This is a genomic window from Paenarthrobacter sp. NEAU-H11, assembly GCF_050573415.1.
Classification (GTDB): domain Bacteria; phylum Actinomycetota; class Actinomycetes; order Actinomycetales; family Micrococcaceae; genus Arthrobacter.
On the sequence record NZ_JBNZGA010000018.1, the window covers coordinates 62,366 to 87,622 of the forward strand.

The 25,257-nt window shown below is 64.1% G+C and carries 23 protein-coding genes and 1 tRNA gene; 10 read left to right on the plus strand and 14 right to left on the minus strand.

From position 1 onward, the window contains the following. Positions 1 to 5 precede the first annotated feature (5 nt). The 6 genes from ACQ3DC_RS18335 to ACQ3DC_RS18360 are packed head-to-tail and all read right to left on the minus strand — an operon-like array spanning position 6 to position 7,530. Positions 6 to 1,715, minus strand: a complete 1,710-nt coding sequence (locus ACQ3DC_RS18335) for a serine/threonine-protein kinase (RefSeq protein WP_323058118.1) — start codon at positions 1,713 to 1,715, stop codon at positions 6 to 8. Further along, a complete protein-coding gene (locus ACQ3DC_RS18340; protein WP_321214861.1) occupies positions 1,712 to 3,172 on the minus strand; it encodes a peptidoglycan D,D-transpeptidase FtsI family protein in 1,461 nt (486 codons plus the stop codon). Before ACQ3DC_RS18340 ends, ACQ3DC_RS18335 begins: the two co-directional genes overlap by 4 nt. After that, positions 3,169 to 4,566 (minus strand): FtsW/RodA/SpoVE family cell cycle protein, encoded by a 1,398-nt coding sequence (locus tag ACQ3DC_RS18345; protein ID WP_430752883.1) that lies wholly within the window; start codon positions 4,564 to 4,566, stop codon positions 3,169 to 3,171. Before ACQ3DC_RS18345 ends, ACQ3DC_RS18340 begins: the two co-directional genes overlap by 4 nt. After that, on the minus strand, positions 4,563 to 6,305 hold the full coding sequence (locus ACQ3DC_RS18350; protein ID WP_430752884.1) for a PP2C family protein-serine/threonine phosphatase: 1,743 nt from the start codon (positions 6,303 to 6,305) through the stop codon (positions 4,563 to 4,565). The genes ACQ3DC_RS18345 and ACQ3DC_RS18350 overlap by 4 nt, the downstream gene beginning before the upstream one ends. Before the next feature lie 2 nt (positions 6,306 to 6,307). Then, positions 6,308 to 6,790 carry an FHA domain-containing protein FhaB/FipA gene (locus ACQ3DC_RS18355; protein ID WP_157240134.1) on the minus strand — a complete coding sequence of 161 codons (483 nt, stop codon included), beginning with the start codon at positions 6,788 to 6,790 and terminating at the stop codon, positions 6,308 to 6,310. Next, entirely contained in the window at positions 6,787 to 7,530 is a 744-nt protein-coding gene (locus ACQ3DC_RS18360; RefSeq protein ID WP_321214862.1) for a DUF3662 and FHA domain-containing protein, read from the minus strand. Before ACQ3DC_RS18360 ends, ACQ3DC_RS18355 begins: the two co-directional genes overlap by 4 nt. A gap of 310 nt (positions 7,531 to 7,840) precedes the next feature. On the opposite strand from ACQ3DC_RS18360, the gene ACQ3DC_RS18365 reads away from it, so the two are divergent. Beyond that, positions 7,841 to 7,923: transfer RNA gene (locus ACQ3DC_RS18365), tRNA-Leu, on the plus strand. A gap of 150 nt (positions 7,924 to 8,073) precedes the next feature. On the opposite strand, the gene ACQ3DC_RS18370 is transcribed toward ACQ3DC_RS18365, so the two are convergent. From ACQ3DC_RS18370 to ACQ3DC_RS18385, 4 genes are all read right to left on the minus strand, one after another. Continuing rightward, positions 8,074 to 8,772, minus strand: coding sequence for a FadR/GntR family transcriptional regulator (locus tag ACQ3DC_RS18370; protein ID WP_421092585.1), 699 nt, complete (start codon positions 8,770 to 8,772; stop codon positions 8,074 to 8,076). Between the two features lie 10 nt (positions 8,773 to 8,782). Then, positions 8,783 to 9,910 carry an L-talarate/galactarate dehydratase gene (locus ACQ3DC_RS18375; protein WP_430752885.1) on the minus strand — a complete coding sequence of 376 codons (1,128 nt, stop codon included), beginning with the start codon at positions 9,908 to 9,910 and terminating at the stop codon, positions 8,783 to 8,785. A 993-nt stretch (positions 9,911 to 10,903) separates the two neighbouring features. Beyond that, a complete protein-coding gene (locus ACQ3DC_RS18380; RefSeq protein ID WP_430752886.1) occupies positions 10,904 to 12,364 on the minus strand; it encodes an aspartate ammonia-lyase in 1,461 nt (486 codons plus the stop codon). Between the two features lie 294 nt (positions 12,365 to 12,658). Further along, the gene (locus tag ACQ3DC_RS18385; RefSeq protein ID WP_430752887.1) at positions 12,659 to 13,933 is read right to left on the minus strand and encodes a flavin-containing monooxygenase; all 1,275 of its coding nucleotides are present in this window, start codon (positions 13,931 to 13,933) and stop codon (positions 12,659 to 12,661) included. A 284-nt stretch (positions 13,934 to 14,217) separates the two neighbouring features. On the opposite strand from ACQ3DC_RS18385, the gene ACQ3DC_RS18390 reads away from it, so the two are divergent. The 9 genes from ACQ3DC_RS18390 (at position 14,218) to ACQ3DC_RS18430 (ending at position 22,618) form a co-directional block, all read left to right on the plus strand. Continuing rightward, positions 14,218 to 14,643, plus strand: coding sequence for a RidA family protein (locus ACQ3DC_RS18390; protein WP_430752888.1), 426 nt, complete (start codon positions 14,218 to 14,220; stop codon positions 14,641 to 14,643). Beyond that, positions 14,640 to 15,317, plus strand: coding sequence for a DUF1028 domain-containing protein (locus ACQ3DC_RS18395; RefSeq protein WP_430752889.1), 678 nt, complete (start codon positions 14,640 to 14,642; stop codon positions 15,315 to 15,317). The genes ACQ3DC_RS18390 and ACQ3DC_RS18395 overlap by 4 nt, the downstream gene beginning before the upstream one ends. Continuing rightward, the gene (locus ACQ3DC_RS18400; RefSeq protein WP_430752890.1) at positions 15,310 to 16,452 is read left to right on the plus strand and encodes an amidohydrolase; all 1,143 of its coding nucleotides are present in this window, start codon (positions 15,310 to 15,312) and stop codon (positions 16,450 to 16,452) included. Before ACQ3DC_RS18395 ends, ACQ3DC_RS18400 begins: the two co-directional genes overlap by 8 nt. A gap of 64 nt (positions 16,453 to 16,516) precedes the next feature. Then, complete coding sequence (locus ACQ3DC_RS18405; protein WP_430752891.1) at positions 16,517 to 17,437, plus strand: LysR substrate-binding domain-containing protein; 921 nt, start codon at positions 16,517 to 16,519, stop codon at positions 17,435 to 17,437. A gap of 113 nt (positions 17,438 to 17,550) precedes the next feature. Next, complete coding sequence (locus tag ACQ3DC_RS18410; RefSeq protein ID WP_430752892.1) at positions 17,551 to 18,501, plus strand: nucleoside hydrolase; 951 nt, start codon at positions 17,551 to 17,553, stop codon at positions 18,499 to 18,501. A gap of 71 nt (positions 18,502 to 18,572) precedes the next feature. Continuing rightward, a complete protein-coding gene (locus tag ACQ3DC_RS18415) occupies positions 18,573 to 19,898 on the plus strand; it encodes an extracellular solute-binding protein (RefSeq protein ID WP_430752893.1) in 1,326 nt (441 codons plus the stop codon). Positions 19,899 to 19,909: 11 nt separating this feature from the next. After that, positions 19,910 to 20,869: a carbohydrate ABC transporter permease gene (locus tag ACQ3DC_RS18420; RefSeq protein ID WP_430752894.1), complete on the plus strand. Its 960-nt coding sequence runs from the start codon at positions 19,910 to 19,912 to the stop codon at positions 20,867 to 20,869. Position 20,870: 1 nt separating this feature from the next. Then, the gene (locus tag ACQ3DC_RS18425) at positions 20,871 to 21,710 is read left to right on the plus strand and encodes a carbohydrate ABC transporter permease (RefSeq protein ID WP_430752895.1); all 840 of its coding nucleotides are present in this window, start codon (positions 20,871 to 20,873) and stop codon (positions 21,708 to 21,710) included. After that, a complete protein-coding gene (locus ACQ3DC_RS18430; protein WP_430752896.1) occupies positions 21,710 to 22,618 on the plus strand; it encodes a ribokinase in 909 nt (302 codons plus the stop codon). The genes ACQ3DC_RS18425 and ACQ3DC_RS18430 overlap by 1 nt, the downstream gene beginning before the upstream one ends. Positions 22,619 to 22,928: 310 nt before the next feature. Here ACQ3DC_RS18430 and ACQ3DC_RS18435 read toward each other — a convergent pair whose 3' ends face one another. From ACQ3DC_RS18435 to ACQ3DC_RS18450, 4 genes are all read right to left on the minus strand, one after another. Continuing rightward, complete coding sequence (locus ACQ3DC_RS18435; RefSeq protein WP_430752897.1) at positions 22,929 to 23,138, minus strand: hypothetical protein; 210 nt, start codon at positions 23,136 to 23,138, stop codon at positions 22,929 to 22,931. Next, positions 23,135 to 23,611: a DUF202 domain-containing protein gene (locus tag ACQ3DC_RS18440; protein ID WP_430752898.1), complete on the minus strand. Its 477-nt coding sequence runs from the start codon at positions 23,609 to 23,611 to the stop codon at positions 23,135 to 23,137. Before ACQ3DC_RS18440 ends, ACQ3DC_RS18435 begins: the two co-directional genes overlap by 4 nt. 62 nt (positions 23,612 to 23,673) lie before the next feature. Then, positions 23,674 to 23,829 carry a hypothetical protein gene (locus ACQ3DC_RS18445; RefSeq protein ID WP_430752899.1) on the minus strand — a complete coding sequence of 52 codons (156 nt, stop codon included), beginning with the start codon at positions 23,827 to 23,829 and terminating at the stop codon, positions 23,674 to 23,676. 82 nt (positions 23,830 to 23,911) lie between these two features. After that, positions 23,912 to 25,159 carry an IS256 family transposase gene (locus tag ACQ3DC_RS18450; RefSeq protein ID WP_430752900.1) on the minus strand — a complete coding sequence of 416 codons (1,248 nt, stop codon included), beginning with the start codon at positions 25,157 to 25,159 and terminating at the stop codon, positions 23,912 to 23,914. Positions 25,160 to 25,257 lie beyond the last annotated feature (98 nt).

Sequence of the window (25,257 nt, forward strand, 5' to 3'; positions counted from 1 at the left end):
GGCGGTTACGGCTTGCAGGTTGGCGGGGCGCCGGGCAGTTGGCCGGCGGTGCAGGCGGGCAGGGGCGATGCCACGGTGGGCGCCGCCACCGCCGACGTGGTGGGCGACGGGGCCGGCGCGGGAGCAGATGTGGTGGGTGCCGGCGGCGCTACGGCATAGACCACAGTAATGGGCGAGCCCTGGGGCACCAGGCCCGTAGGATTCAATTCTATGACCTTGCCCGGGCCATCCGCGGTACTCTCCTGCGGAATCACGGTGACGGCCAGCCCGAGCCCGGCAAGCTCCGCCTGAACCTTGCGATAGTCCTGCCCGAGGTAGGCGGCCGGGATGACATTGACCGTTTCCTGGGTGGGTGTGGGCGTAGGCGTGCTGCGCGTGGCCGTGGGCGTGGGCGACTGCGTGGTCCTGGTGGGGCTGGCACTGGTGCTCGCCGGGCTGCTTGTGGTTGCCCCGGAGGTGGCGTCATTCGAGGGGAAGAGAATGCCCCGCTGGCTGAGGAAGAAACCCACCAACGCGAACAGGAGCAGCAGGATTAACGCAATCAGAGGCCATGTCCAGGGACTGCGGCCTTTACGCTGCGGCTCATCGGCGGGCTCGTCGTCGTACGTTGTTTCTTCCGGAACCCACCTGCGCTCCGCAGCGAGGGCATTGGCCCGGGCAAGTGCGCCCTGGGGAGCGTCCGGCTCCGCCGCTGATGCCCCGGCAGCCCCGGCGGCTGCGCCGGCCGCACCCGCACCCAGCACCGGCAAAGCGGAGGTGGGGGTGGGCGAACTGTCGCGCTGGGCTCCGATGACGCCGGTGGGCGCTGTTGCGGTGTCCACGGGAGCCGTGATGGGGCCCGTGTTGTCGGCGTCAAAGAGGAGCATGCCGGGAACGGCGGCCCGGGCGGCGCTGATGTCGCCGTTCCGGATGGCCTCGGCTGCCTCTGCCAGCTTGATGGCGTTCTCCGGCCGGTTCTTTGGGTCCTTGGCAAGCATGGACATCAGGAGGGCGCGCACCGGGGTGGGAAGGGATTCCGGCAGCGGCGGCGGCGCATCGTTGACCTGGGCCAGGGCGATAGCGATCTGGGACTCGCCGGAGAAGGGACGGTGGCCGGTCAGGCACTCGTAGCCGATGACGCCGAGCGCATAGATGTCCGAGGAACCCGTGGCGGTCTGGCCGGTGGCCTGCTCAGGAGCAAGGTACTGGGCGGTGCCCATCACCTGGCCGGTCTGGGTGAGGGGAACCTGGTCAGCCAGGCGGGCGATGCCGAAGTCGGTGACCTTGACCCGTCCGTCAGGGGTGATCAGGAGGTTGCCGGGCTTCACGTCGCGGTGCACCAGGCCCTGCGCGTGGGCAACGGACAGCGCACGGGCGGTTTGCGCAATGATGGACAGCGTGCGGTCCGGGGACAGGACCTGCTCGTGCTCGATGATGTTGCTCAGGGGCTGGCCGGGGACCAGTTCCATGACCAGGTAGGCGGATCCCTCCTCCTCGCCGTAGTCGAAGACGTTGGCGATGCCCACGTGGTTCAGGAGTGCGGTGTGGCGGGCCTCGGCGCGGAAACGCTGGAGGAACCCGGGATCGCCGGTGTACTCCTCCTTCAGCACCTTGATGGCGACGATGCGGCCCAGGACGAGGTCTTTCGCTTTCCAGACTTCGCCCATGCCGCCGATCGCGATCCGCGTGGTCAGCTGGAATCTGCCGCCGAGGGTGATTCCGGTTGTAGGCCTCACTTATTCAACACCGCCTCAAAAATTCTCTTCGCGTTCGGACTGGTTAGCTGGGCTCCCGTGGTGATGTCCACGCCTTCCATGACGATCGTGACACCCACCTGCGGGTTGTTTGCGGGGGCAAAGCCGGTGAACCAGGAGTTGTTGGTGCCGTTCCCCAGTTCCGCGGTTCCCGTCTTGCCGGCCACCTGGACACCGGGAACGGCTGCCCTGTTGGCGATGCCTTCACTGACGGCACTGACCATCCACTCGGTGATCTGGTTTGCAATATCCGGGGTGGTGGAGGTCCGCAGCTGCTGGGGCCGGGGTTCGTCGATGACCCGCAGGTCCGGAGAGCGCAGGGTCTTGACCAGGGTGGGCCTCATCTGGACGCCGTCGTTGGCAATCGCCGCGGTCATCAACGCAACCTGCAGCGGCGTGGCACGGACGTCCTTCTGGCCGATGGCGGACTGGGCCAGCCCGGGAGCGTCCAGGTCATCCGGGAAGCCGTTGCCCCGGGCATAGCCGAGCTTGATCTGGTCACCCATGTCCTCACCGAAACCGAACTTTTTCGCCTGCTCTGCGATGGCGTCCCGGCCCAGGTCCAGCGCAATGCTGGCGAACGGGGTGTTGCAGGACTGTTGCAGCGCGAAGGCGAAGGTCGCCGTGTCCCGGGTGTAGCAGTTGCCGCCCGCATAGTTGGGAAGCTTGTACTGGATTCCCTCGAACGGCATTTCCGCAGGGTTGGGCAGCACGCTGTCCTTGTTGTACTTCCCCGATGCAAGCGCCGCGGCGGTGTCCACCAGCTTGTAGACCGAACCGGGAGCCAGCAGTTCCCCGGTGGGTCCGCTGACGTTCTGGTTCAGGTTGATGCCGGGGACCTTGAGCAGTTCGTTGATGTTGGCGGTCTCGGCGTTCGGATCCTGGATGGCGATCAGGTTCGGATCGTAGGAGGGTTTGGAGACCATGGCAAGGATGGCCCCGGTTTTGGGATTGGTGACCACGATGGACCCGCGCTGCCCGTCCGGGATCAGGCTGTAGGCGAGCTGCTGGATTTTGGGGTCAATGGTGAGCTCCACCGACGCGCCCTTGGGCTGGTTCCCCAGGAAGAGCTGGCCCACGCGGTCCAGGAACAGCTGGTCCGAGTTGCCGGTGAGTACTTCACCCATTGCCTGCTCCAGGCCGGTGGCACCGAAATTCTGCGAGAAGTATCCAGTGATTCCTGCGTAAAGCTCCGGCTGCGGGTAGGTCCGCTGGAACTTGCAGGTTTCCGACGTGCCTTCGACCGATTCTGCCACCGGAGTGCCGCCCACGATGATGGCCCCGCGGTCGTTGCAGTAGTTCTGCAGGATGGCACGCTGGTTCCACGGGTTGGCCTTGAGCTCATCGGCTCCCACCACCTGGACGTAGCTGATGGCGCCGAAGATGAGGGCGAACATGGCGACGGCCGCCACCCATGAATGCCGTATTGCCTGGTTCACGAGTGCTTCACCGCCTCAGTAGGAGTATCAATGCCCATCGAATCTGCTGCCTCGCCCGGCCGCAGCGGTGTGGTGTCCACCGGGCCGCGGGCTGTATGGGAAATCATCAGGAGCAGGCCCACAATGATCCAGTTGGCCAGCAGCGACGAACCGCCGGCTGCAAGGAACGGCGTTGTCAGGCCGGTCAGGGGGATGAGCCGCGTGACCCCGCCGATCACCACGAAGCACTGCAGCGCCACGGCAAAGGAGAGGCCGCAGGCGAGGAGCTTTCCGAACGCGTCACGGGTGCCCAGCGCGGCCCTGAACCCGCGCGTGAACAGCAGCAGGTACATCAGTACGACGGCGAACAGGCCCACCAGGCCGAGTTCCTCGCCAAGGGACGCGATGATCATGTCGCTGTTGGCGAACGGGACCAGGTCCGGGCGGCCCTGCCCCAGTCCGGTTCCCACCAGTCCGCCGTTGGCCATGCCGAAGAGCCCCTGGACAATCTGGCCGCTTCCGCCCGGTGAGCGGTCGTAGACCTCCGGAGTGAAGGCGTTGAGCCAGCCGTCGATCCGGAGTGCAACGTGGGAGAAGACCTGGGCGGCGATGAAGCCGCCGCCAAAGATGAGGGCCAGGCCGATTACTACCCAGCTGATGCGGCTTGTGGCCACGTAGATCATCACGATGAACAGGCCGAAGAAGAGCACCGATGAACCAAGGTCCCGCTGGAAGATGAGCACGCCGATGCTGACCAGCCAGGCCGTGATCATGGGGCCCATGTCCTTGAACCGCGGGAATTGCAGCGGACCGACTTTGCGGCCGGCCAGGAGGATCAGGTCGCGGTTGGATGAAAGGTAACCGGCAAAGAATATGGCGAGGGTGATCTTGGCGACCTCGCCGGGCTGGAACGTCATGGGACCTAGTCGGATCCAGACGCGGGCGCCCAGGATCTCGCCGGCACTGATACCGGGGATCAGCGGCAGGACCAGGAGGACGGCGCTGGCCGCCAGGGAGATGAAGGTGAACCGGCGGAGCACGCGATGGTCCTTAAGCAGCCAGATAACAGCGATCGCAACCGCCATTGCGATGAGGGTCCACCGCAGCTGGTTGTTGCCTGTGTCGTCGCCGGGCGCGTCGAGGCGGTGGATCATGGCCAGCCCGAGTCCGTTAAGGGCGACCACCAGCGGAAGTATTACCGGGTCGGCATACTTGGCGCGGAAGCGCAGGACCGCGTGGAAAACCAGGGAGGCAACGGCGAGGAGGCTGGACTGGAACCAGAAATCCGAGTCAAAGGCCTTTTCCTGGTCGACGCCCACCAGCATGTTGGCGCCGATGCCGACGGCCAGGGCCAGCAGGAGCAGTGCGAGTTCGACGTTCCGCCGTGGCTTGGGAATGGTGCTGAGCTGGCTCATGGGACCGCCTTGCAGGTGACGGTGGGGCTGGGGGACGGGCTTGCCGGAGCGGCGGTGGCATCCGGGGCCGGTGCAGGTGCGGCCGGGTCCGTAGGGGCCGGCGCCGGTGTGGATGCTCCAGGTGACGCGGAAACTGTTGGACACCCTTCCTCTGGGGAGGTGGTCCCGGTGAGTTCGAGGTTCTTCACGATCCGCTGGGCATCGTAGAGGTCATGGGCGGGCACGGTCTGGCGCACGCGCTGCTGCGAGAACGGGGGCAGGGAATCCATCCGGATTTCTGTGACGGTTTCAAGGCTGGAAAGGCCGATGGGGCCAAGGCGCTGCGAGACGCCGTTGAAGATGGCGACGCGGGAGTCGTACTCGCCGACGTAGTAGCGCGTCTGGGTCCAGGCATACCCCAGCCAGAGGCCCACTGTCAGGGCCACCAGCACGGATGCGGCGATCGCCCAGGTAATCCAGCGCCGCGGCTTGAGCGGCACCACGTTGTCATCAGCCTCGGTGCCGGACTGTTCTGCCCTGTGGGTGAGGAGGGTGGCTGCCCGCCGCGCCACGGTGCGTCCGGCGATGGTGGGAATGGATCCGGATTCTGCGGCCGCTGCCGCTGCACCCACGAGTTCGTGGGGTCGCGAGGCGAGTTCGTCCCGCAGGACCTCAGCGGACAGGTGTTCGCCCAGGTGCGGGTCGGTGGAGCCCGGTTCCACTGAGCGGGGTACATGGACGTCCCTGGAAGGGACGTCCATGGAAGGTCCGGCAGCGGCCGGACCGGCGCTGGCTGCTGGGTGGCTGACCGCGCCGGGGCCCTTGTCAGGGCTTTCCGTGCCGGACGTGTTCATGCCGGGAGCTTTGGTGCCCTCAGCCGGATCCTGCGGCCCTGCGGGGGGCGGTGCTGCCGGCTGGACTGCTGCGGCAGGGGCTGCGGCGATGGCTGTGGAAGGGATGACTTCGACGGCGGCGGTTCTGACGTCGTCGGGCGTTTCCTCGACAATTTCCACCATGACCACTGTGACGTTGTCCGGCGAGCCGGCTTCGAGGGTCAGGTCCACGAGGGTTTCCACGCACTCGCGGAGGTCCTTGGTTTCCCGCACCGTCCGTTCCACGGCGTGGCCGGCAACGTAGTTGAGCCCGTCGGAGCAGAGCAGCCAGCGGTCGCCGGGGCGGACGTCCAGGATATCGAGATCGAGTTCCGGGCTGGCGTCCACGTCGCCAAGGACGCGCATCAGGACGTTTTTGTGCGGGTGGCTTTCGGCCTCCTCAGGGCGGAGCCGGCCTTCGTCGATGAGGCGCTGGACAAAGGTGTGGTCCACGCTGACCTGCTTGAATTCGCCGTCGCGCAGGAGGTAGGCCCGGGAATCGCCGATGTGTGCAAAGTAGAGCTTGCCCCCGGCCAGCAGGAGCGCCGTGACGGTGGTGCCCATCCCCGCCAGTTTGGGGTTCTGGTGCACGAGTTCGGAAAGCAGGGAGTTGGCCGTCTGGATTTCGTCGGCAAGGACGGTGCCGGCGTCGCCGTCGTAGTCGCCGCGGTCCAGGTGGATCATGTCCAGGACAGTGGCGGCGGAGGCTACGTCGCCGCCCGCGTGGCCGCCCATGCCGTCCGCGACGACGGCGAGGTGACGTCCCACGTAGGCGGAGTCGTCGTTCTTTGAGCGGATCCGGCCTACGTCGGAGCGTGCGGCGTAGCGCATGATGAGGGGCCGCTGCGCGGGCCGGGGCCCGTTGGCGGGGGTTTGCGTGACGGCCACGGCTATGGCCTCAATTCGATGACCGTCTTGCCGATTCTCACGGGAACCCCTGGCTCAACCGGCAGGGCACGGGTAAGTTGCTGGTCCGCCAGGTAAGTTCCGTTCGTGGACCCCAGGTCCTCGATGAACCAGCGGCTGCCTTGGGGGAACAGCCTGGCGTGGCGGCCGGACGCGTAGTCGTCCTCCAGGACCAGGGTGGCTTCCTGGGCGCGGCCCAGGAGGATGGGGCTGGCAGCCAGCGGAAGGGTGGTTCCCTTGAGTGGACCTTCGACGACGACCAGCTGGTGCGCCTGCTGCTTCGCTGGCTGGGGAGGGGCTTCAGCAAGCTCCGGGTTCCTGCGGACCTGGCGCTGGGTGGGCGCGCCGGAGGCTGCCTTCCGGCCCACCATGAGGTCCCGGCGCATGGCTGAGACGATGCTGAAGATCAGCACCCAGAGGAGCAGGAGGAAGCCGAACCGCAGGACGGTGATGGTGAGGTCGCTCATGTGCGGCCACCCGTGCTTGCAGGCAAAAGGCGGAAGATGATTTTTGTCCGTCCCATAGTGATGGTGGAGCCGTCAGTGAGTTCGGTGCTCCCTGACACCTTCTGCCCGTTGACATAGCTGCCGTTGGTGGAACCCATATCCACTGCGCTGGTCACGCCGTTGGCCGTGCGGATTTCCAGGTGGCGGCGGGACACGCCCGTGTCTTCGACATGGATGTCGGCTTCGGACGACCTGCCAAGGACGATGGATGGAGCGTTGAGGGAGTAACGCTGCCCGTCGATATCCAATACGGGCTGAAGCCGTACCGGCTGGCGGCTCGGAGCGGCCGGCAGATTGGGGCGTTGTGGCTGGCCTGCGGGTGCGCCCTTCGATTTCTCGGTTGAAGAGAGGATTTCGAAGTTGCCGGCGCGCAACTCGGCGTCCCGGCGGAAGGAAATCCGTACCGGGCCCTGAAGGGTGTAGCCCTGGCTGCGGACGTGGTTGATGACTACGTCGCAGAGTTCCTCGGCCAGCGGGGTTCCCCATTCCTGGGCCCGCTTGAAGTCGTCATCGCTGAGCTGCACATCGAAAACGTTTGGGGCGAGTGTCCGGCCGGCGGCCACAGTCAGGGCCTTGTGGTCAACTTCCCGGCGCAGCCTGCTGGCGATCTCCACAGGTTCGACCTGGGCGCGCGAGCCGGTAGAGAAGACGCCCCGGACAGCCTTTTCAATGCCGCGTTCAACCTTGTCCAGCAGACCCATGGTTCTTCTCCTTTCCCCCCAGCCGCGGGGCAGTTTTCGTTCCGGAACTTCACCCGCAGTGCAGCTCGCAAGTCAGCGGTGTGCCTGCCTGCAGCAGCCACTCCTACATCAGATACTACTGGGCAGGGCTGTGAATGACCTTAATCAGCAACGCCCGGGGGCCGCCAAAAGTTCAGTCTGTTGCCGGGCCTTGCCTGGGCCGGCGGAGGCCAATTGGTGTTTTCCGTCCACCTTCCGTTATGCTTGATCTCGCTGCTTTTACAAGGTAACGGATCCGGGAAACCGGCCGGAACTTGGTGAAAGAAGTTGCGCGCGAGTGGCGGAACGGCAGACGCGCTGGCTTCAGGTGCCAGTATCCGAAAGGGTGTGGGGGTTCAAATCCCCCCTCGCGCACGCAAAGAACTAAAGAGCTCCGGTCGAGAGACCGGGGCTCTTTTTGCGTTAACGCGCCGATCCTGGGGTTGTTCGCGAATCCGGGCCTTGAAGGGTTGGATCCGCGAACAAGCTGAGGTTTCGTGCCCGATAGCCAGGCGGCACGCCAGGTTACGGCCGCGCGGAAGCCTTGAACCGGCGTCGTGAATTGGCCAGGTGGCTGCGCATGGCAGCCGCTGCGGCAGCCTCGTCACCGTCCGCAATGGCCTCCGAGATGGAGCGGTGCTCCTGGACCACCTGGTCGAAGTGGTCCCGGGCGTAATGCTCGACGCCGGTCATGAGGCGGGTGCGCGGCATCGCGATCATCGTTTGGCCAAGCGCCGCCAGGCAGTCGGAGTAGTAGGGGTTGCCGGAGGCCGCGGCAACGGCGCGGTGGAACTCGAAATCCGACTTCATGGCGCGGGCGGGGTGCCCCGCGCTGGCGGTGAACTCCTCAAGGGCCGCGGTGACGGCGCGCAGCTGCCGCTCGGTGTGGTTCCGTGCGGCCAACGCGGCGGCTTCGGTTTCCACGCCCATACGGAACTCCAGCAGGTGGACCCGGTCCTCCATGGTGGTCACGGGACGGGCCCCGGGTGCTGCCTGGGGCCGGTCCGTCGGCGGCGTGAGGGCGAAGCTTCCCCGCCCCCGCTCGGTTTCAACAAGCCCCTCGGCCTGGAGCCGGGTCAGCGCCGCGCGGACAACCGTCCGGCTGACGCCGAAGTCGCTGATGAGGGTGTTCTCGCTGGGGAGCTTCTCACCCGGCTGGATGACGCCGTCAACAATGCGGTTGCGAAGGTCAGCGGCGAGGTCCGCGGTGAGGTTCCGGCTCATGGCTTCAAGGTTACGCGCCGAACTCCACGGTTTCGGTGGTCCAGGCACGTGCCTGGTCGCTGAGGGTGACGCCGAGGCCCGGGCGGTCCGGGACGATCATCCGGCCGTCCTTGGTTTCGAGCCGCTCATTGAACAGCGGGTCGAGCCAGTCGAAGTGTTCCACCCAGGGCTCGCGCGGGTAGGCGGCGGCCAGGTGGAGATGGATCTCCATGGCGAAGTGCGGGGCAAGGCCCAGCCCGCGCTCGTCGGCCAGGGCGGCGAGGCGGAGGAACTGGGTGATGCCGCCGACGCGGGGGGCGTCGGGCTGGATGATGTCGCAGCCGTCGGCGTTGATGAGGCCCTTGTGTTCGGCCACAGACGCCAGCATTTCACCGGTGGCGATGGGGGTGTCCAGGACGTTGGCCAGGTGGGCGTGGCCCTCGAAGTCGTAGGCGTCCAGGGGTTCTTCGATCCAGATCAGGTTGAACTCCTCGAGCTGGCGGCCCATTCGAAGGGCGGTTGCCCGGTCCCACTGCTGGTTGGCGTCCACCATCAGCGGGACATCCCAGCCGATGTGTTCGCGGATGCCTGCGACGCGGCGCAGGTCCTCTTTGCTGTCGGGGAGGCCCACTTTGACCTTGATGCCGCCGATGCCTTCCTCGAGTGACTGGGTGGCCCGGGCCTTCACTTCCTCGAGGGTGGCGTTCAGGAAGCCGCCCGACGTGTTGTACGTCTGCACGGAGTCGCGGTACGAGCCCAGGAACTTGGCCAGCGGCAGGCCGGCCCGCTTGGCTTTGAGGTCGTAGAGGGCGATGTCGATCGCGGCCAGTGCTTGGGTGGCGACGCCGGACCGGCCCACTGAGGCTCCGGCCCACAGCAGCTTGGTGTAGATCTTCGCAATGTCGTTGGGATCCTCGCCGATGACGCCCTCGGCCACTTCCCTGGCGTGTGCATACTGCGCCGGCCCGCCGGCCCGCTTGGAGTAGCTGAATCCGACGCCGGTGTGCCCCAGCTCCGTGGTGATTTCCGCGAACAGGAAGACCACCTCCGTCATGGGCTTCTGCCTGCCCGTGAAGACCTTGGCATCGCTGATGGGAACAGCGAGGGGAAGGCGGGCGGTAGACAGCTTGACGTGCCGGATCAGGTCGACGGTACTCACGGTTTCTCCTTTGGGCGGGGCCGGGCTCCTTTGCCCGCCAACTTAGGATATAAGCGCGCTACTTGTATTACAAGTGGTATTTCGTTTAGGTTGCTCAGTCCTTGGCCGGGCGCAAGGTGCTGGTAGACAGATTTACCGCTGATTCCTTAACAACGCGGGCCAGAACGGACTTCGCAACAACGGCTGCGGCACGCCGATCCGCCTCCGCAGCATCGAATTCGACAAGGGCCCACGATCTAAAGCATCAGGTTGGCCACGGAGGCGTTTCGTCGGTGAAGACCAGAGGACAACTGTGGTGTCCCCGTCCAGTCGAAGCCTCCTGAGCCTAAATGCTGTCAGGATGAAATCTAAGACTCGTTGAGAACCCTGTCTGGGAAGGGGCGAACCTGCTCTTTTCTGACGTCGGATGACTGGTCGCCTGACGTCAGGTTGGGGTGTAACTCATGCGGAAAGGCGAATAGCCGGGTTCATTGGGACTCATCAATTTGGGGCGAAACTATTTTGATTGGACTGCGGAGTTCGCGCGGGTCAGTGCGTCGGCGCTGGCGAGGGCAGGGAATCTGATTCCTTGTGAGGAGTCTTTCGTGCGTTCATTGACGAGACTCATGGATCATGCCGCATGGCACTTCCTGGTCCACGCGGACTGTGTATTTGCCGTAAGCGCGTTGTATCACCAGAATGCCCTGCCTGCGCTCTAAAGCCGCGGGTATAAGCGTGTTGACGGCATGGGTAAGCTTCTCGTCTTTGCTTCAGGGCTCCTCCGCAGTCAAAACTTCAAGGGAAAGCGGTAGCGCCGAGTTCAGGAGATGGTCGATAGCCATTAGCGGGAAGGCGGCGTTGGCTACCGAGACTTGGGGACCAAGGGCCATGGGTTCTCCTTTGCTGGTTCGATCGCTCGGTCGTAGTTACTTCGATGTGCTCTGTGACGGAACGTGGGAGCAGGCGGTTCGCCAGATATAGCAGCAGCCGCCAGTGCTCGGGGAGGGGAGTGGCTCATCCTAGCTTCGCGTTCCGAAGGTTGGGTTTGCTGAGGTTGGCCACGCGTTCGGGGCTCAGGAGTTCCTGGAGCTGGGCGTCGGTGAGGAGCCCGTGTTCCAGGACCAGTTCAGCCACGCCCTTGCCGGTGGCAAGCGCCTCCTGCGCGATGGCGGTGGCGGTGGCGTAGCCGAGGTGGGGATTCAATGCGGTGACCAGGCCGATTGACTGCTCCACGGTGCGGCGCAGGTGTTCGGTGTTGGCGGTGATGCCGCGGATGCAGCGGGCCGTAAGGGTGCGGCATGCTGCTTCGAGGTGGGAGATGCTCTTGTGGAGGCTGTGGACGATGATGGGTTCGAAGGCGTTGAGCTGCAGCTGCCCGGCCTCGGCGGCCATGGTGATGGTGACATCGTTGCCGATCACCTCGTAGGCCACCTGGGAGACCACTTCCGGGATGACCGGGTTGATCTTGCCGGGCATGATGGACGATCCGGACTGGACGGCCGGCAGGTTGATCTCGCCGAAGCCGGCGCGGGGGCCTGAGGAGAGCAGGCGGAGGTCGTTGCAGATCTTGGACAGCTTGACCGCCACACGCTTCAGCACGCCGGACAGGTGCACAAAAGCGCCCACGTCCTGGGTGGCTTCAATGAGGTCGACGGCGGTCACCAGCGGCAGTCCGGTGACCTCCGCAAGGTGCCGGCAGGCCGTTGCGGCGTAACCGGCCGGGGCATTCAGGCCGGTGCCGATGGCGGTGGCCCCGAGGTTGATCTCGTGGATCAGCAGCTCTGCCTCCGCCAGGCGCAGCCGGTCCTCGCCGATGGTGACGGCGTAGCTGCCGAACTCCTGGCCCAGGGTCATGGGGACGGCGTCCTGCAGTTGGGTGCGGCCCATCTTGACCACGGTGCGGAATTCCATGGCCTTGGCAGCGCAGGCATCCTCGAGTTCTTCGAGTGCAGCCAGCAGCTCCCTGGCGGCGAAGATGGTGCCCAGCTTCACGGCCGTGGGGTACACGTCGTTGGTGGACTGGCTGAGGTTGACGTGGTCGTTCGGGTGCAGCCGCGCGTAGTCACCCTTGGGGTGGCCAAGGATTTCCAGCGCCCGGTTGGCGATGACCTCGTTGGCGTTCATGTTCGACGACGTCCCGGCACCGCCCTGGACCACGTCCACCACGAACTGGTCGGCAAGCCGTCCGGCCATGACATCCTGGCAGGCCTGTTCGATGGCTTCGGCGCGTTCGGCGTCCAGCAGGCCAAGCTCGCGGTTGGTGCGCGCGGCGGCCAGTTTCACGGCGGCAAGGCCCCGGACCAGGTGCATGTTGGAGGAGAGCTTCTGCCCGGTGATGGGGAAGTTTTCCACGGCCCGGAGCGTGTGCACGCCCCAGTACGCCTGGGCGGGTACGTCCCGGTCGCCGAGCAGGTCGTGTTCGGACCGCGTTTCCGCTGCCACTTCGGTGGCGTCGAGAGTAGTTGGGGTGGCCATGAGTTCCTTAGATCTTCGTTGACCGGCATAGATCGGAGTTCTGCGCAGGGAATGGACATGGTTGGTGCGGAGAGGGTGAAGGTCAGGTCATCCTTGGAGGCCCGTAGTTCATCCATGCCGAAATGTTAATCTTGCCGTGGTCGCGTCTGACTTTCGGAGACTGAAAGCGGGCTCGCGGGCAGGGGGGGAGGCCACGGACCATCAGGCCTCCCCCTCGACTTGCCGCACCTGAGTAGTCGTTCGTCCTTTCGCGGTCCTTATGTCATTGCATCGGGCCCGGGATGTCAGCAGGGCTTAGACATACGCAGCGTGTGTGGTGCCGTAGGCGAGGTAGTGGCGTTGGATCGCGATATGGTCCGCGAGGTATTTGGCGTCGTGCCAGACGCCCCAGATGAAGCTGGAGCCTCGGCGTGATTGCCATGGCAATCCGAGGAAGTAGACGCCCGGTTCAGATGAAACGCCCTTCAGGTGTTTTGGTCGGCCGTCCGCGTCGAAGGCATCTACCTGGAGCCACCCATAATCGACGCCGAAGCCTGTCGCCCAAACGATGGAGGTCACGCCGGATTTGGCCAGTTTAAGTTCCAGGATCGGCTCTCTGAGACACTGTGGGTCAGGAGCGATGACATGCGCCTCGGGCTCCTCGGGGAGATCAAGGCCGTTATCGGCGATGTAGGCATCTGCTTCCGCGAGCATGGACAGGTAGTCGGCGTCGCCGGCGGCGATGTTCCCGGCCAGGTCCGGCGCGAAGCTGATCACGCCGTTGTCGAAGGACGACGCCCTGCCGACGAGCGTGATGCCGCTGGCCGCGAGGTGGCGGAAATCGACCGTCTTGCCGCCGTGGGCCCCGCTCACCGCGATGGTGACGTGGCCCGCGCCGGCAGGGGGAGTCGGGGCCTCCCATTTGTTGAGTACCCCGAGCCACCAGGTGAAGTCGCGGCCGCGGTAGCTACGCGGAGGCCGGCCGTGAGGTCCGACTGACAGGAACACGTCCCGTCCGGACCGGCGCAGCTCGTCGGCGATCTGGGTCCCGGACGACCCGGCCCCTACAACCAGCACGTTCCCGGCGGGGAGTTGTTGCGGGTTGCGATACGCACTGGAATGAATCTGACAGAGCCCCGATTCGGCGGGGACAAGGGCGGGAATACGGGGGTGCTGGAAGGGCCCCGTCGCAGCGACAACATAGCGGGCGTCAACCGGGCCCGAAGAGGTCTCCACATGGAAGCCGGGCTCGCCCACCTTCCGACGGACAGAGAGCACTTCGGTGCCACATCGGATCGGGGCGTTGTACTTCTGGGCGTATGCCTCGAAGTAGTCCGCGAGCCGGTCCTTGCCCGCGAAATCGTCGCCCGCCAGATCATCGAATTCCAATCCGGGGAAACGGTCGTGCCATGCCGGCCCGTTGGCCACGAGCGAATCCCACCGCTCGGAGCGCCAGCGCTCGGCGATGCGACCGCGTTCAAGCACCAGGTGGGGCACGCCATGCGCGCTTAGGTGCTCACTCATGGCCACACCGGCCTGCCCTGCACCGACGACGAGGACCTCGGTGGCCTCGGGTTTGTGGATCGACATTTCAAATCTCCGCTCGCTGTGCGGTCATTCTTTGACCGGGTAGTTCACCACCAGCAAAGCGCTAGGTGCGGCGCATCGTCCAATATGCATTGACGCGGTAGGGCATCTGCTAGGCAGATAAAGTCAGTTTTTTGGATCAAAACAATGAATTTCAAGCGAGTTCTGGCTGCATCTGCTGTGGAGATGCAGTTGCTGCGTTTTCGCTTCTTTACAGGGGGAAGTGCATTCCGAAGGATTGGTGTTCCGAGATACTGCGGAAATCGATGAGCGAGGATACATCACCCATGAGCACCCATGTGCGGCTAAGAATGTTCAACACCAAGGAAACCTACCCGGAGCAGAATCTGGACAATGACCTGTGCCAGGCTGTCGTCGCGAACGGTGTGGTGTATCTGCGCGGGCAAATCGGGCAGGACCTCGACACGCGGGAGTCCGTTGGCATCGGGGACGTTGCCGCGCAGGCGGATAAGGCCATGGCGAACATCAAGATGCTCCTGGAAGAGGCTGGCAGCCGGCTTGAGGACATCGTTAAGGTGACGGTTTACATCACCGATCCGCGCTACAGGGAGGACGTGTACCGCACCATGGGTTCGTGGCTCAAAGGGGTCTTTCCGGTCTCGACCGGGATTGTTGTCCAGGCACTCGCCAGGCCGGAATGGCTCGTTGAGATCGACGCCACAGCCGTGATCAGTGAAAGCCCGGCGCCGTGACCTTCTCCTTGCTGCTTCGCGACCCAGCCACGGGTGAGTTCGGCGCCGCAATTTCCTCGTCCTCGCCTGCCGTTGCCGCCCGTTGCGTGCACCTGGCTGACGGCGTGGGCGGGGCGAATTCCCAGAATGTCACCGATCCGCGTCTTGGCGCCCAGCTCGTTGAGCGGTTGCGCTCCGGGTCGTCCGCGACGGAGGCGCTCGACGCTGTCGTTTCAGGAGCCGACCAGGCCACTATCGGCTACCGCCAGTTGCTGGTGCTTGACGCAGCCGGCCGGGCGGCGGTCCATTCCGGCACTCAGGCACTCGGTATTTACGGGTCGGCGGTCCGCGAAAATGCGGTCTGCGGGGGCAACATGCTCGCATGCCCCGACGTCCTCGAGGCCATGATTGAGGCTGCACTTACTACCGCGGGGCGAATCGAAGAGCGGTTGTATGCGGCATTGCGTGCCGCCCTCACTGCCGGCGGGGAGGAAGGGCCGGTACATTCTGCCGGTTTGTCCGTGGTCGGTGATGCCGGATGGCGGGTTACTGACCTGCGGGTCGACTGGTCCGAGGATCCGATCGGCGAGCTGGGCCGGGTGCTGGATGTCTGGCTGCCGCAGCGTGATGACTACATCTCACGCGGCACCAATCCGGGGGTTGCGCCGTCTTACGGGGTACCGGGCGATGAATGATGAGTTCAAGGACCGGATCGCTGCGAGACTTGCCGAAGTGGAGGCCGAGCTCATCGGCCTGTCCAACCAGTTGCATTGCGATCCGGAGACTGCCTGGCAGGAGCACCGCTCCTCGGCTGCCGTGGCGGCGCTCCTCGCCCGCCACGGATTCGCTGTCGAGCAACCCTATCTTGGCCTTGAGACGGCATTCCGGGCCGTGTTCAGACCCCGGGAGAACGATGGTTTCACCGTTGGGTTCCTCGCCGAATATGACGCGCTCCCGGGTCTGGGGCACGCGTGCGGACACAATCTCATCGCGGCGATGTCGGCAGGGGGTGCGATTGCCCTGGCCGCTGTTGCGGCGGAGGCTGGAGTCACGGTCGAGGTGGTCGGAACGCCGGCCGAGGAAGGCGGCGGCGGAAAGATCGAACTGCTCGAGCGCGGGGCTTTCACAAACCTCGACCTTGCCCTGATGGCTCACCCGGCTCCGGTGGACGTTGCTGAGGCCAGGCCTTTTGCGGTGGCGCACTGGCACATCCGGTATACAGGCAAAGCAGCCCACGCGGCCGCATACCCGGAGCGTGGCGTCAATGCCAACGATGCGTTTATGGTGGCGCAGCTGGGCATCGCCCTGCTGCGTCAGCAGCTTCCGTCAAGTGTGCGGGTGCATGGCGTTCAGACTTACGGGGGAGAGGCTCCCAATGCGATCCCGGGGCGGACCGAAGGGCGCTGGTACGTCCGGGCGGAGACCACGGCCGAACTGCTGGAAGTCGAGGAGCGTGTGCTCAGATGCTTCAAAGCAGGGGCGCTGGCCACCGGTGCCGAGCTGACAGTGACCCCGGAAAGCAAGCGTTACGCCGAGATGCGCACAGATGAAAAAGCGCTGGACTTTTATCGCCGCAATGCCATCCGGACCGGGCGCAGCTTTGCCGTGGACCCGATGGCCGCGGCCATGAACCGCGCCTCCACGGACATGGGCAATGTCTCTCAAATAGTGAACGCGATCCACCCCTACGTGGGGGTTGGATCCGAGGCAAGCAACCACCAGCCTGGGTTCGCGGACGCGTGCGTGGGCCCTGGCGCTGAGCGGGCATTGCGAGACGGGGCCACGGCCCTCGCGTGGACCGCACTGGACGTCGCGCTCCAGCAGCCCTAGATTCATGTTCATTTGCGCTGAAGTGGACGGATTACATCTGCATAGCTGATGTTATGGTCGGTCAATGGATGTCACGCTCACACAACTGCGGTACTTTACGGAGGCCGCCGCGCGGCTGTCGATGACGGCGGCGGCGGCCCGGCTTAATGTCGCTCAGTCGGCGGTCTCGACCGCGGTTGCTCAGCTTGAACGGGCAGTTGGCGCGCAGTTTTTCATACGGCAACGCTCGAAAGGGCTGGTCCTCACGCCCGCGGGTGAATTGTTCGTTAAGGATGCCCAGGAGCTTCTCGCCCAGCTTGAGGAGGCCCTCGACCGCGCCCGCGAGGAGCAGGTCGCCCTGGAGGGCAGCGTCCGCCTTGTGTGCTTCACGACGCTCGCACCCTTCCTGTTGCCCGGACTCCTGGCGCGGCTGAGCCTGATGCACCCCGGATTAAACGTCGAGGTCACTGAGGCGGATGCCGCCGGGTGCGCGTCAGCCCTCATGACGGGCAAGGCTGAACTTGCGATCTGCTACGACTATGGCCTGCCCGAGGGGGTCAGGACGAGTCAGGTGGACACCACCCGACCCTACATTGCCCTCCCGGAGGCCCACCGCCTTGCGACGCGCAGCTCCATTGATCTGCAGGAGCTTGCCGAAGAACCCTTCATCCTGCTCGACCTCCCCCAGACACGGGAACTGATGCTGGGGATTCTTGCCGGCGCCGGCCTTGAACCCACCGTACGGTTCCGCTCCGGCAGCTTCGAGACGGTGCGCACCTTTGTGGCCAACGGACACGGGTTTTCGATCCTCCATCAGCGGCCCCGCCACAACTTGTCGTACGACGGCGGGCGGGTCGTCACGGTACCCGTCGACGGGCCCGTGCCCGAGGTACGGACCGTCGTCGCCCGGTTGGGGACCCAGCGGACCACGGCCCGAATGAAGGCCGTCATCCAGGCCTTGCGCGAGCAGATCAAGGAGGCCAATTCCACCCCTTTAATCATCTAATATTTTGATTACGTTGAGCTGATTTATGAATTGGACAGATGAACCTGTGATCGAGAACACTTGATGAGTGGCGAGGACGCCACCGAGATTGAACTTAGAGATCACAGGTAACCATGAGCAAGCAACTCATCCTCGACGTGGACACCGGCAACGACGATGCCATCGCTATCCTGATGGCCGCCCTTCATCCGGAACTTTCGTTGCTGGGGATCACGACTGTGGGCGGCAATCTTCCAGTGGCAGTCACCACCGACAACACTCTGCGGGTGCTGGAATGCATCGGAGCCGGGCATATCCCCGTCTTCCGGGGATTGGACCGCCCGTTTGCCCCGCGGCCATTCCCTCGGCCCGCCGGCGTCGCCAGCACCGGCGCACTGGCGCACCAGCTGCGCCTCGATCTTCCAGCTCCGGTCGGATCGGCCCGTCCCGAGCCGGCGGTCGAATGGCTCGTCCGGACACTGCGGGGGGCGACGTCTCCGGTGACCCTGGTCCCCGTGGCCCCGTTGACAAATATTGCGGCCGCCGTGACTATTGCGCCCGACATCGTTGAGCACGTCGACGAAGTCGTTCTAATGGGAGGGGCGTCCGGCCGTGGCAACGAAAGCAGCCAGGCCGAGTTCAATGTCCACGAAGACCCCGTAGCCGCGCATGTACTGTTGAACGCCGGATTCAAGAAGATCACCATGATCCCCCTGGATGCCACGCGCCAGGCACTCATCAGCCGCGAAGACTGTGCCGGGCTGCGCGCACTCGGAAGTGCCGGCGGAAACGCCGCAGCAACCATCATTGAAGGCTACATCGCCGCACGCCAGGACCAGCCATGGGCGCAGGACAAGGACGCGGCCCCTATTCATGACGCATTGTGCGTGGCCTACGCGCTGGATCCAAACGTCGTCGGGACCGCTGATACCGCAGTATCCATTGACACCGTGGGATTCCACACCTACGGGCGCACCATAGTGGACCCGCTCGGCCGGGACGGCGGGACCCCGAACGTTTCCTGGGCCCACTCGGCCGACGCCAAGCTCTTTAGCAAGCTTCTCTTCGGCGCACTCTCCGGCTAAGGACATTGTCCTTGGCCCCTCCTGTACTACCGCACCTACTCAGCTACGTCACATCCCATAGGAGTTCACCCATGAAGAGGTCGTTCAAGACCCTTATCGCCCTGGGCGCGGTTTCAGCCGTTGCCATGACCGGCTGCGCCTCAGGCGGCACCAAGTCAGAAGCTCTGCCCACCACCGCAGACTGCCCGAACGGGGCCGCCACGCTCAAGGTCCTCACCTCGGAATTCGGTTTCCCCAAGCCTGGGCAGATCGAAGAGTTCGCCAAAACCGACAAGTGCACCACGTTCGACGTCGAACGAGTGCCCTTCGCCCAGCTCGCCGAGAAGATCTCCGTGGCTGCTTCGTCCAAGAACCAGCCGGATATCATCGGATTCGACGGCCCCTGGACCCAGAACTTCGCCTCACAGGGCATCTTGGCCCCGCTCGACGACTACCTGCCTCAGGGCTGGAAAGACGACGCGATTCCGGCGACCGTCACCGAGCAGTCTTATAAGGGCAAGCTTTACGGGATGGGCATCCAGCAGGACAGCCTTGCCCTGTTCTACAACAAAACGATGACGGACGCTGCCGGGATCAAGGTTCCCACGACGCTTGACCAGGCGTGGACCTGGGAGCAGGCCCGCGACGCGATGGCCAAGTGCCAGCAGGGACCTGCCGGCAACCCCAGCGTGTGGGGCTGGGCAGCCGGGCGCTGGAGCCCTGGGTTCCCTTACCGGGACCAGCTGATCCTGCGTTCCGCCGGCGACCCGAAAGCGCCGAAGGATTCCACCGCCTACAAGACGTTCTACGGCCTGTCTGACGACGCCAAGTCTGCCAGCGGCTGGCTGAACACACCGGAGGCTATCGAGGGGGCGAAGTTCTTCCAGGGACTCTTCCAGGGCCCGAACGCGGTAGCGTCGCAGACCGCGATTCCCAATGCCTTGATCGACAAGCGCTCGTGCTTCGACATTGAGGTCGTCGGGATGATTGACACCCTCAACAAGGCAAAGCCGGACTTCGAGTGGGGCATTGCACCGATGCCATACATCAAGACCCCGGTCGTCCACACGGGTTCGATCACCATGGGTGTTCCGGCCAGGGCGAAGTTCAAGGAAGCCGCTTCCAAAGCCATTGTGGCGATGAGCACCGGTGACCAGCTTAAGCAGTATTCGGTCAAGACCTTTGCGCAGCCTGCACTGAAGTCGGTTGCCGCGAGTGTTCCGGCCCTGAACGAGTACCCCTACAAGCTGTTCACGGACGAGATCCAGAAGATTGGTGTCCCGCGTCCGCCGTCCCCCCAGTACGTCCAGTACGACCAGTACGTGCAGGAAGCGCTCAAGGACATCGTCGCAGGAGCGGACCCGAAGACCGCCCTGGACAAGGCCGCATCCCGCATCGATCCGGTACTCGGGAAATAGGCGGAGAACTGATGACCGCGACACTCTCCGAGCGTCAGGCGGCCAAAGGCCCGCGCCGGCACCCCACGGTGCCGGCGCGGGCCACCGCCGGCCAGCGTCGGTACCGGAGGCGTACCGCCTTGACGGCGAGTGGCTTCCTTGCCCCGTTCGTCCTCCTGACGCTCCTCTTTCAGTACATCCCGCTATTCGTTCTGGCACGCGACAGTGTCCACGAATACACGCTGTTCAACCCCGACGCTGCCGAATTTGTCGGCGCCAAGAACTTCGTCCGGATCTTTTCGGATCCGGACACCCTGCAGTCCTTTGGCGTGACGGCGGTCTTCATGGTCGCCTTCCTCGTCATCGTTGTTCCGCTCGGGTTGCTGCTGGCGGTGTACCTGAACGGCAAGCTCCCGGCCCGCGGAATCGTTCGCACCGTGGTATTCCTGCCCGTCGTGACCTCCTCGGTGGTCGTCGCCACCATGTGGACGTTCATGCTGGCTCAGACGGGCCTTGTCAACGGAGTGCTCGGCGGAACGGGGCTGGAACCCGTCGCTTTCCTGACAGACAAGAACACGGCACTGATTGCCATCGTCCTGATGTGTGTGTGGCAGCAGGTCGGCCTGGCAGCCGTCCTGTTCCTTGGCGGACTTCAAGCCATCCCGGCCGAGGTCCAGGAGGCCTCAGAGATTGACGGTGCGGGACCGCTGCAGCGCCTGTGGCACATCACGGTGCCCATGGTCTCCAGGACCACGGTCCTGGTGGTGGTCATGATGACAGTCTTCGCCCTCCAGGCCTTTGCCCCTGCGTTCATCATGACTACCGGCGGCCCTGAGGGAAGCACAAACTTCATCATGTACCACATCTATCGCACCGCATTCTTCCTCCAGGAACCAGGATTCGCGTCCGCGATTTCGATTGTCGTCCTCGTTTTCGCACTGCTTGTCAGCCTTGTGCAAATGAGGCTCCTAAAGACGAAATGGAATTATTGAAATGACAGGATCAAAGCGGAAGCTTGTGACTTCGGGTGCTGTTCTGGCAGTCGTCGTCGTCGTCTTCGCGCTGCCCTACCTATGGATCGTTTCGTCCGGATTCAAAGGCCAAACGGAGATCTTCAAAGACATGTCTCCGGTCACGTGGCGGACCTTTTTCCCAGTAGACGCAGTCCTCGACAACTTTGTTGAACTTTTTGTCAAGAAGCGTGTCGGGGTCGCCCTCGGGAACTCATTGGCGATCGCCGCCATCGAAGTTCTGGGGGCTCTGGTGGTCTGCTCTTTGGCAGCCTATGCCCTGACCAGGATGAGCTTCAGGGGACGCGGTCTGATCTTCGCACTGATTCTCGCCACATTCATGCTCCCCGTTGAGGCCATGGTCGTGCCCCTCTACCGCGTGGTTTCCGGCCTCGGGATAGAGGACACGCTATGGGCCGTAGCCCTTCCCGGCGTGGCAAGCGTCTTCGGACTCTTTCTCCTCAGGCAGTCCTTCGAGCAGATTCCCACAGAGCTTGACGAAGCAGCACGAATCGATGGCGCCGGGCACCTGAGGATTTTTTGGTCCGTGATCCTGCCCAATGTCCGCACATCGCTGGCGACCCTAATCCTGATCAAGTTTCTGTTCTCGTGGAACGCTTTCCTCTGGCCGCTCGTCGCCATCCAAACCCAGGAGAACCAGGTGATCCAGGTCGCCGTGGCCCACTCGGCCGCCCCGGACTATCTACCGAACTGGGGCCTCACCTTCGCCGGCGCCGCCGTCGCAACCATCCCTCTCCTGCTCCTCTTCCTGTTGCTGCAGCGATACTTTGTCCGCGGCCTGGCAACGACAGGCATGAAGTGATGGTCGACGTCCTTGTCGTGGGTTCCCTGAACGCCGACATCATGGTCCGCACACAAGACTTCCCTGCACCCGGGGAGACAGTCCGGGCAACCGGGCTGGAGGTCGGACCTGGCGGCAAAGGCGGTAACCAGGCCGCTGCCGCCCGCCGACACGGCGTGGCGGTACGGCTCGTAGGCGTCGTCGGTGATGACAGCCACGGCGCCATGCTTCTTGAAGCCGCGGTCAGAACCGGCATCGACGTCTCCGGAATCAGAACAGCGGACGGGAAACCAAGTGGCGTTGCCGTCATCACCATCAATGAGCGCGGCGAGAACACCATTGTTGTCGCTCCCGGCGCAAACGACAGCCTGGAGCCGGACACCGCCGTCGAGGCCGTCCGCGAGGCAGGCCGGGGCGGCGTCCTATGCCTGACCTTGGAGACATCGCCGGCGATCGCACTCGTCTCCAGTCGTGAAGCCCGTGCGAACGACCGCAGAGTGATCCTGAATCTGTCCCCCTATGAGCAGGTTCCGGATGATCTCCTTGAGCTCGTGGACGTCCTTGTCATGAACGAGCACGAGGCCGGGCACCTCTGCGGGGGCACCTTCTCCACCCAGACCCTCCTACATGAGCTAGTCCGCTGGGATGTAAGGCAGGCGATTGTCACCCTCGGCGCTCGAGGCTGTGTCGTTCTGGATAACGAGGGCCGCGAGCCCATCCGTGAAATCCGTGCAGGCAAAGTGGCGAGGGTAGTGGACACGACAGGTGCCGGGGATGCCTTTCTCGGATCACTGGCAGCCAGGCTTGCCCTCGGATCTGGCATCATCGAGGCTGCCCAAGAAGCCGTGCACGCCGCAAGCCTCACGGTTGGAACCGCAGGGGCCCAGAGCGTCAGGGACGCCACTGAGACGATGGCTCGAACTCCCTAAAACCCATTATCCGGAACCGGGTTCCCCTGTAGCGGATCAGCTCGGTCCTGTACACACAGGATATCCATGCTCGCTGTCACATAATTGCGCAAACGCCTATGCACAATTAGGTGACAGCCAATTCTTCGCTGCAAGTGCCATTAGGTTCGCCAGAAGCATTCGTCTCATTGCTCAAATTGCGAAGAACCGCCGGGCTTGATCAGATGAGTGCAGCGGGCCAGCCAAGATGGCAGACTCTTCGCACAAGGCTTCTCCCTCGTCTCCATTGATAACCCAGGCGGGGCAAAAGCCGCTGATTATCGAGTTCGGTCTAGTGCTGCTCATAGACTGTGTAACCGCACGGAACGTCAGCGGCGGTTTCGACGAGGTAGTCGCCGGGGCCGACTCGGGTCACCTTGATGCCTTGGTTGAGTACAAGCGCATCCGGAACGACGCCTTCGACGGCTGAATTGAGTAGATTCTCAAGCGTGGCCACGTCGGTGGCCGATATGTGCCGGATGATTTGAGTTGCGTAGGTCATGCTTTTTTCTCAATTTCTTGTTGTGTGAGCGAGGTTTGGAGGAGCCCGAAGGTCAGCACCGACCACGGCAGGGGACATAGCGGGCTGCTGGTCCATTCCGTCCAGCCGGAGTCGGGAACGGCGGGCGTTGCGGTTGTTGGTGGTATTGGCGGGACCTGCGCTGGCACGTCTTTGCGCAGTTGGCGTTCATAGCCGGGGTTCGCGCGTTTACCCGCCGACCAGCATTCCGAGTGCCCCGAGTCCGACACGGCGGTGCTGGTCAAGAGTGTGGCCGTGACGTCTGCTCGCAGACGGGAAGTCCTGATGCCCGTGGCTTGGTGATGGTAGCGCCGTCGCTGGCTGATGTAGATTGCCAGTGCCGTGGCTCCTGCGACGGCAACGAGGATGGCCACCGGCCAGCCGTGACGGGGTAACCACCGCAGGAAGATTGCACTGACGACGAACAGTGACATCATCGTGCGGGCCCAGGCCATGACAGTTCGCTCCGGTTGGAGTCCGGGGTCATCGTGCGGGCGGCATTCCATAGCGGTGTGCCTCAACTTGATGCCACCAGCATGAGGATGACCGCAACTGCCAGCGCCCCCCCGATGCCGAGGAACGGGATGATCAGCGGCAGCGGCAGCGGCTTTCCGAGGCGCATGCTGGCTTCGACCCGGAGCCAGCGGAATGCTGCGCCCAGACTGACGAGCATGCTGGTTTCCGTCCACGCCCGGTCCCGGGGGTGTCAAGTTTTCTGTGTAAGGGACCGGTCGGTTATCCGGTCTGCCGGGTGGTCAGATCGGAAGCCGGTTGGGGAATTGAACGGCGAAAGCGTTCAGTGCCTGGTGCCAGCCTTGGGTGCCGGTTCCGAGCTCGCCGCCGCGGGTGGTCTCGATGTTTCTGATCCCGAGGTAGACCAGCTTGATCGCGGCCTCGTCGGAGGGAAATGAGCCCCTGGTTTTGGTGATCTTCCGCAGTTGGTAGTTGATCGATTCGATCTGGTTCGTGGTGTAGATGACTTTGCGGATCTCGGGGGTGAAAGCCAGGAACGGGGTGAAGTCTTCCCAAGCGTTCCGCCAGGCCAGCACCGCCCCGGGAGCTGTGCTCTGCCAGGTCTCCGCGAAGGCCTCCATGGCCAGCTCGGCCGCCTGCACGGTCGGTGCGGTGTAGATCGGGCGCATGTCCCGGGCCATGGCTTTGCGTGCACCGTAGGAGGCGTATTTCATGGCCGAGCGCAGCAGGTGCACGACGCAGGTCTGCACGACGGTTTGGGGGTAGATGCTGTTCACCGCTGCCGGCAGCCCGGTGAGCCCGTCGCAGCACAGGATCAGGATGTCGGCGGCTCCGCGGTTACGGATCTCGGTGAGCACGTTGGCCCAGAACTTCGCCCCTTCGCTGGTGCCCAGCCACAGGCCCAGGACCTGCTTGCGGCCCTCTACGTCCACGCCCACGGCCACGTGGCAGGCCTTGTTCACCACCACGCCGCCGTCCCTGATTTTCAGCCAGATCGCGTCGATGTAGACGATCGGATACACGGACTCCAGCGGCCGGTTCTGCCACTGGGCGAGCTCATCGGCAATCACGTCGGTCACCCTCGAAATTGTCGCCGCGGAGACCTTGGTCCCGTAGATTTCATCGAGGTGGGAGCCGATATCCCGGGTGCTCATTCCGCGGGCGTAAAGGGACAGGATCATGTCTTCGACCTTGCCCAGCCGGCGGGCCCGCTTGGGCACGATGACCGGTTCGAAGGAGCTGTTCCGGTCCCGTGGCACGGTGACCTGCACCGGCCCCTGGAGGGTCTGAACGCTCTTGGTGGTCTTGCCGTTGCGGGAATTGCCCGTGCCCTGCCCTGCGGGGTCCCCGGACTCGTAGCCGAGGTGGTCGCTCATCTCCGTTTCCAAGGCCCGTTCCAGGACCGCGCGGGTCATCCGGGAGAGGAGCTCTTCAACACCGTTGCGGCCCTCTCCGAGGTCCTCCGCTGCCGTGACGAGGGCGTCGATCTGGTCGGCGCTCAAGACGCCTTCAAGGGGGTTGGTGGTCATACTGATTTCGGCCAAGAGGGCCCGTCCTTTCAGGGGTGAAACCGCAGGTCAAACCCTAGTTAGAGACCGGACCCTTACACACTCAATGAAACACCCTC

What these genes read in the sequence shown, in the direction of transcription:
- ACQ3DC_RS18385 (WP_430752887.1), bottom strand. Translation starts at nt 13,933, where the DNA reads ATGTCGATCCACAAACCCGAGGCCACCGAGGTCCTCGTCGTCGGTGCA.
- ACQ3DC_RS18360 (WP_321214862.1), bottom strand. Translation starts at nt 7,530, where the DNA reads ATGGGTCTGCTGGACAAGGTTGAACGCGGCATTGAAAAGGCTGTCCGG.
- ACQ3DC_RS18450 (WP_430752900.1), bottom strand. Translation starts at nt 25,159, where the DNA reads ATGACCACCAACCCCCTTGAAGGCGTCTTGAGCGCCGACCAGATCGAC.
- ACQ3DC_RS18400 (WP_430752890.1), top strand. Translation starts at nt 15,310, where the DNA reads ATGAATGATGAGTTCAAGGACCGGATCGCTGCGAGACTTGCCGAAGTG.
- ACQ3DC_RS18420 (WP_430752894.1), top strand. Translation starts at nt 19,910, where the DNA reads ATGACCGCGACACTCTCCGAGCGTCAGGCGGCCAAAGGCCCGCGCCGG.
- ACQ3DC_RS18425 (WP_430752895.1), top strand. Translation starts at nt 20,871, where the DNA reads ATGACAGGATCAAAGCGGAAGCTTGTGACTTCGGGTGCTGTTCTGGCA.
- ACQ3DC_RS18415 (WP_430752893.1), top strand. Translation starts at nt 18,573, where the DNA reads ATGAAGAGGTCGTTCAAGACCCTTATCGCCCTGGGCGCGGTTTCAGCC.
- ACQ3DC_RS18435 (WP_430752897.1), bottom strand. Translation starts at nt 23,138, where the DNA reads ATGACCTACGCAACTCAAATCATCCGGCACATATCGGCCACCGACGTG.
- ACQ3DC_RS18345 (WP_430752883.1), bottom strand. Translation starts at nt 4,566, where the DNA reads ATGAGCCAGCTCAGCACCATTCCCAAGCCACGGCGGAACGTCGAACTC.
- ACQ3DC_RS18405 (WP_430752891.1), top strand. Translation starts at nt 16,517, where the DNA reads ATGGATGTCACGCTCACACAACTGCGGTACTTTACGGAGGCCGCCGCG.
- ACQ3DC_RS18380 (WP_430752886.1), bottom strand. Translation starts at nt 12,364, where the DNA reads ATGGCCACCCCAACTACTCTCGACGCCACCGAAGTGGCAGCGGAAACG.
- ACQ3DC_RS18355 (WP_157240134.1), bottom strand. Translation starts at nt 6,790, where the DNA reads ATGAGCGACCTCACCATCACCGTCCTGCGGTTCGGCTTCCTCCTGCTC.
- ACQ3DC_RS18445 (WP_430752899.1), bottom strand. Translation starts at nt 23,829, where the DNA reads ATGCTCGTCAGTCTGGGCGCAGCATTCCGCTGGCTCCGGGTCGAAGCC.
- ACQ3DC_RS18440 (WP_430752898.1), bottom strand. Translation starts at nt 23,611, where the DNA reads ATGGCCTGGGCCCGCACGATGATGTCACTGTTCGTCGTCAGTGCAATC.
- ACQ3DC_RS18410 (WP_430752892.1), top strand. Translation starts at nt 17,551, where the DNA reads ATGAGCAAGCAACTCATCCTCGACGTGGACACCGGCAACGACGATGCC.
- ACQ3DC_RS18430 (WP_430752896.1), top strand. Translation starts at nt 21,710, where the DNA reads ATGGTCGACGTCCTTGTCGTGGGTTCCCTGAACGCCGACATCATGGTC.
- ACQ3DC_RS18370 (WP_421092585.1), bottom strand. Translation starts at nt 8,772, where the DNA reads ATGAGCCGGAACCTCACCGCGGACCTCGCCGCTGACCTTCGCAACCGC.
- ACQ3DC_RS18390 (WP_430752888.1), top strand. Translation starts at nt 14,218, where the DNA reads ATGAGCACCCATGTGCGGCTAAGAATGTTCAACACCAAGGAAACCTAC.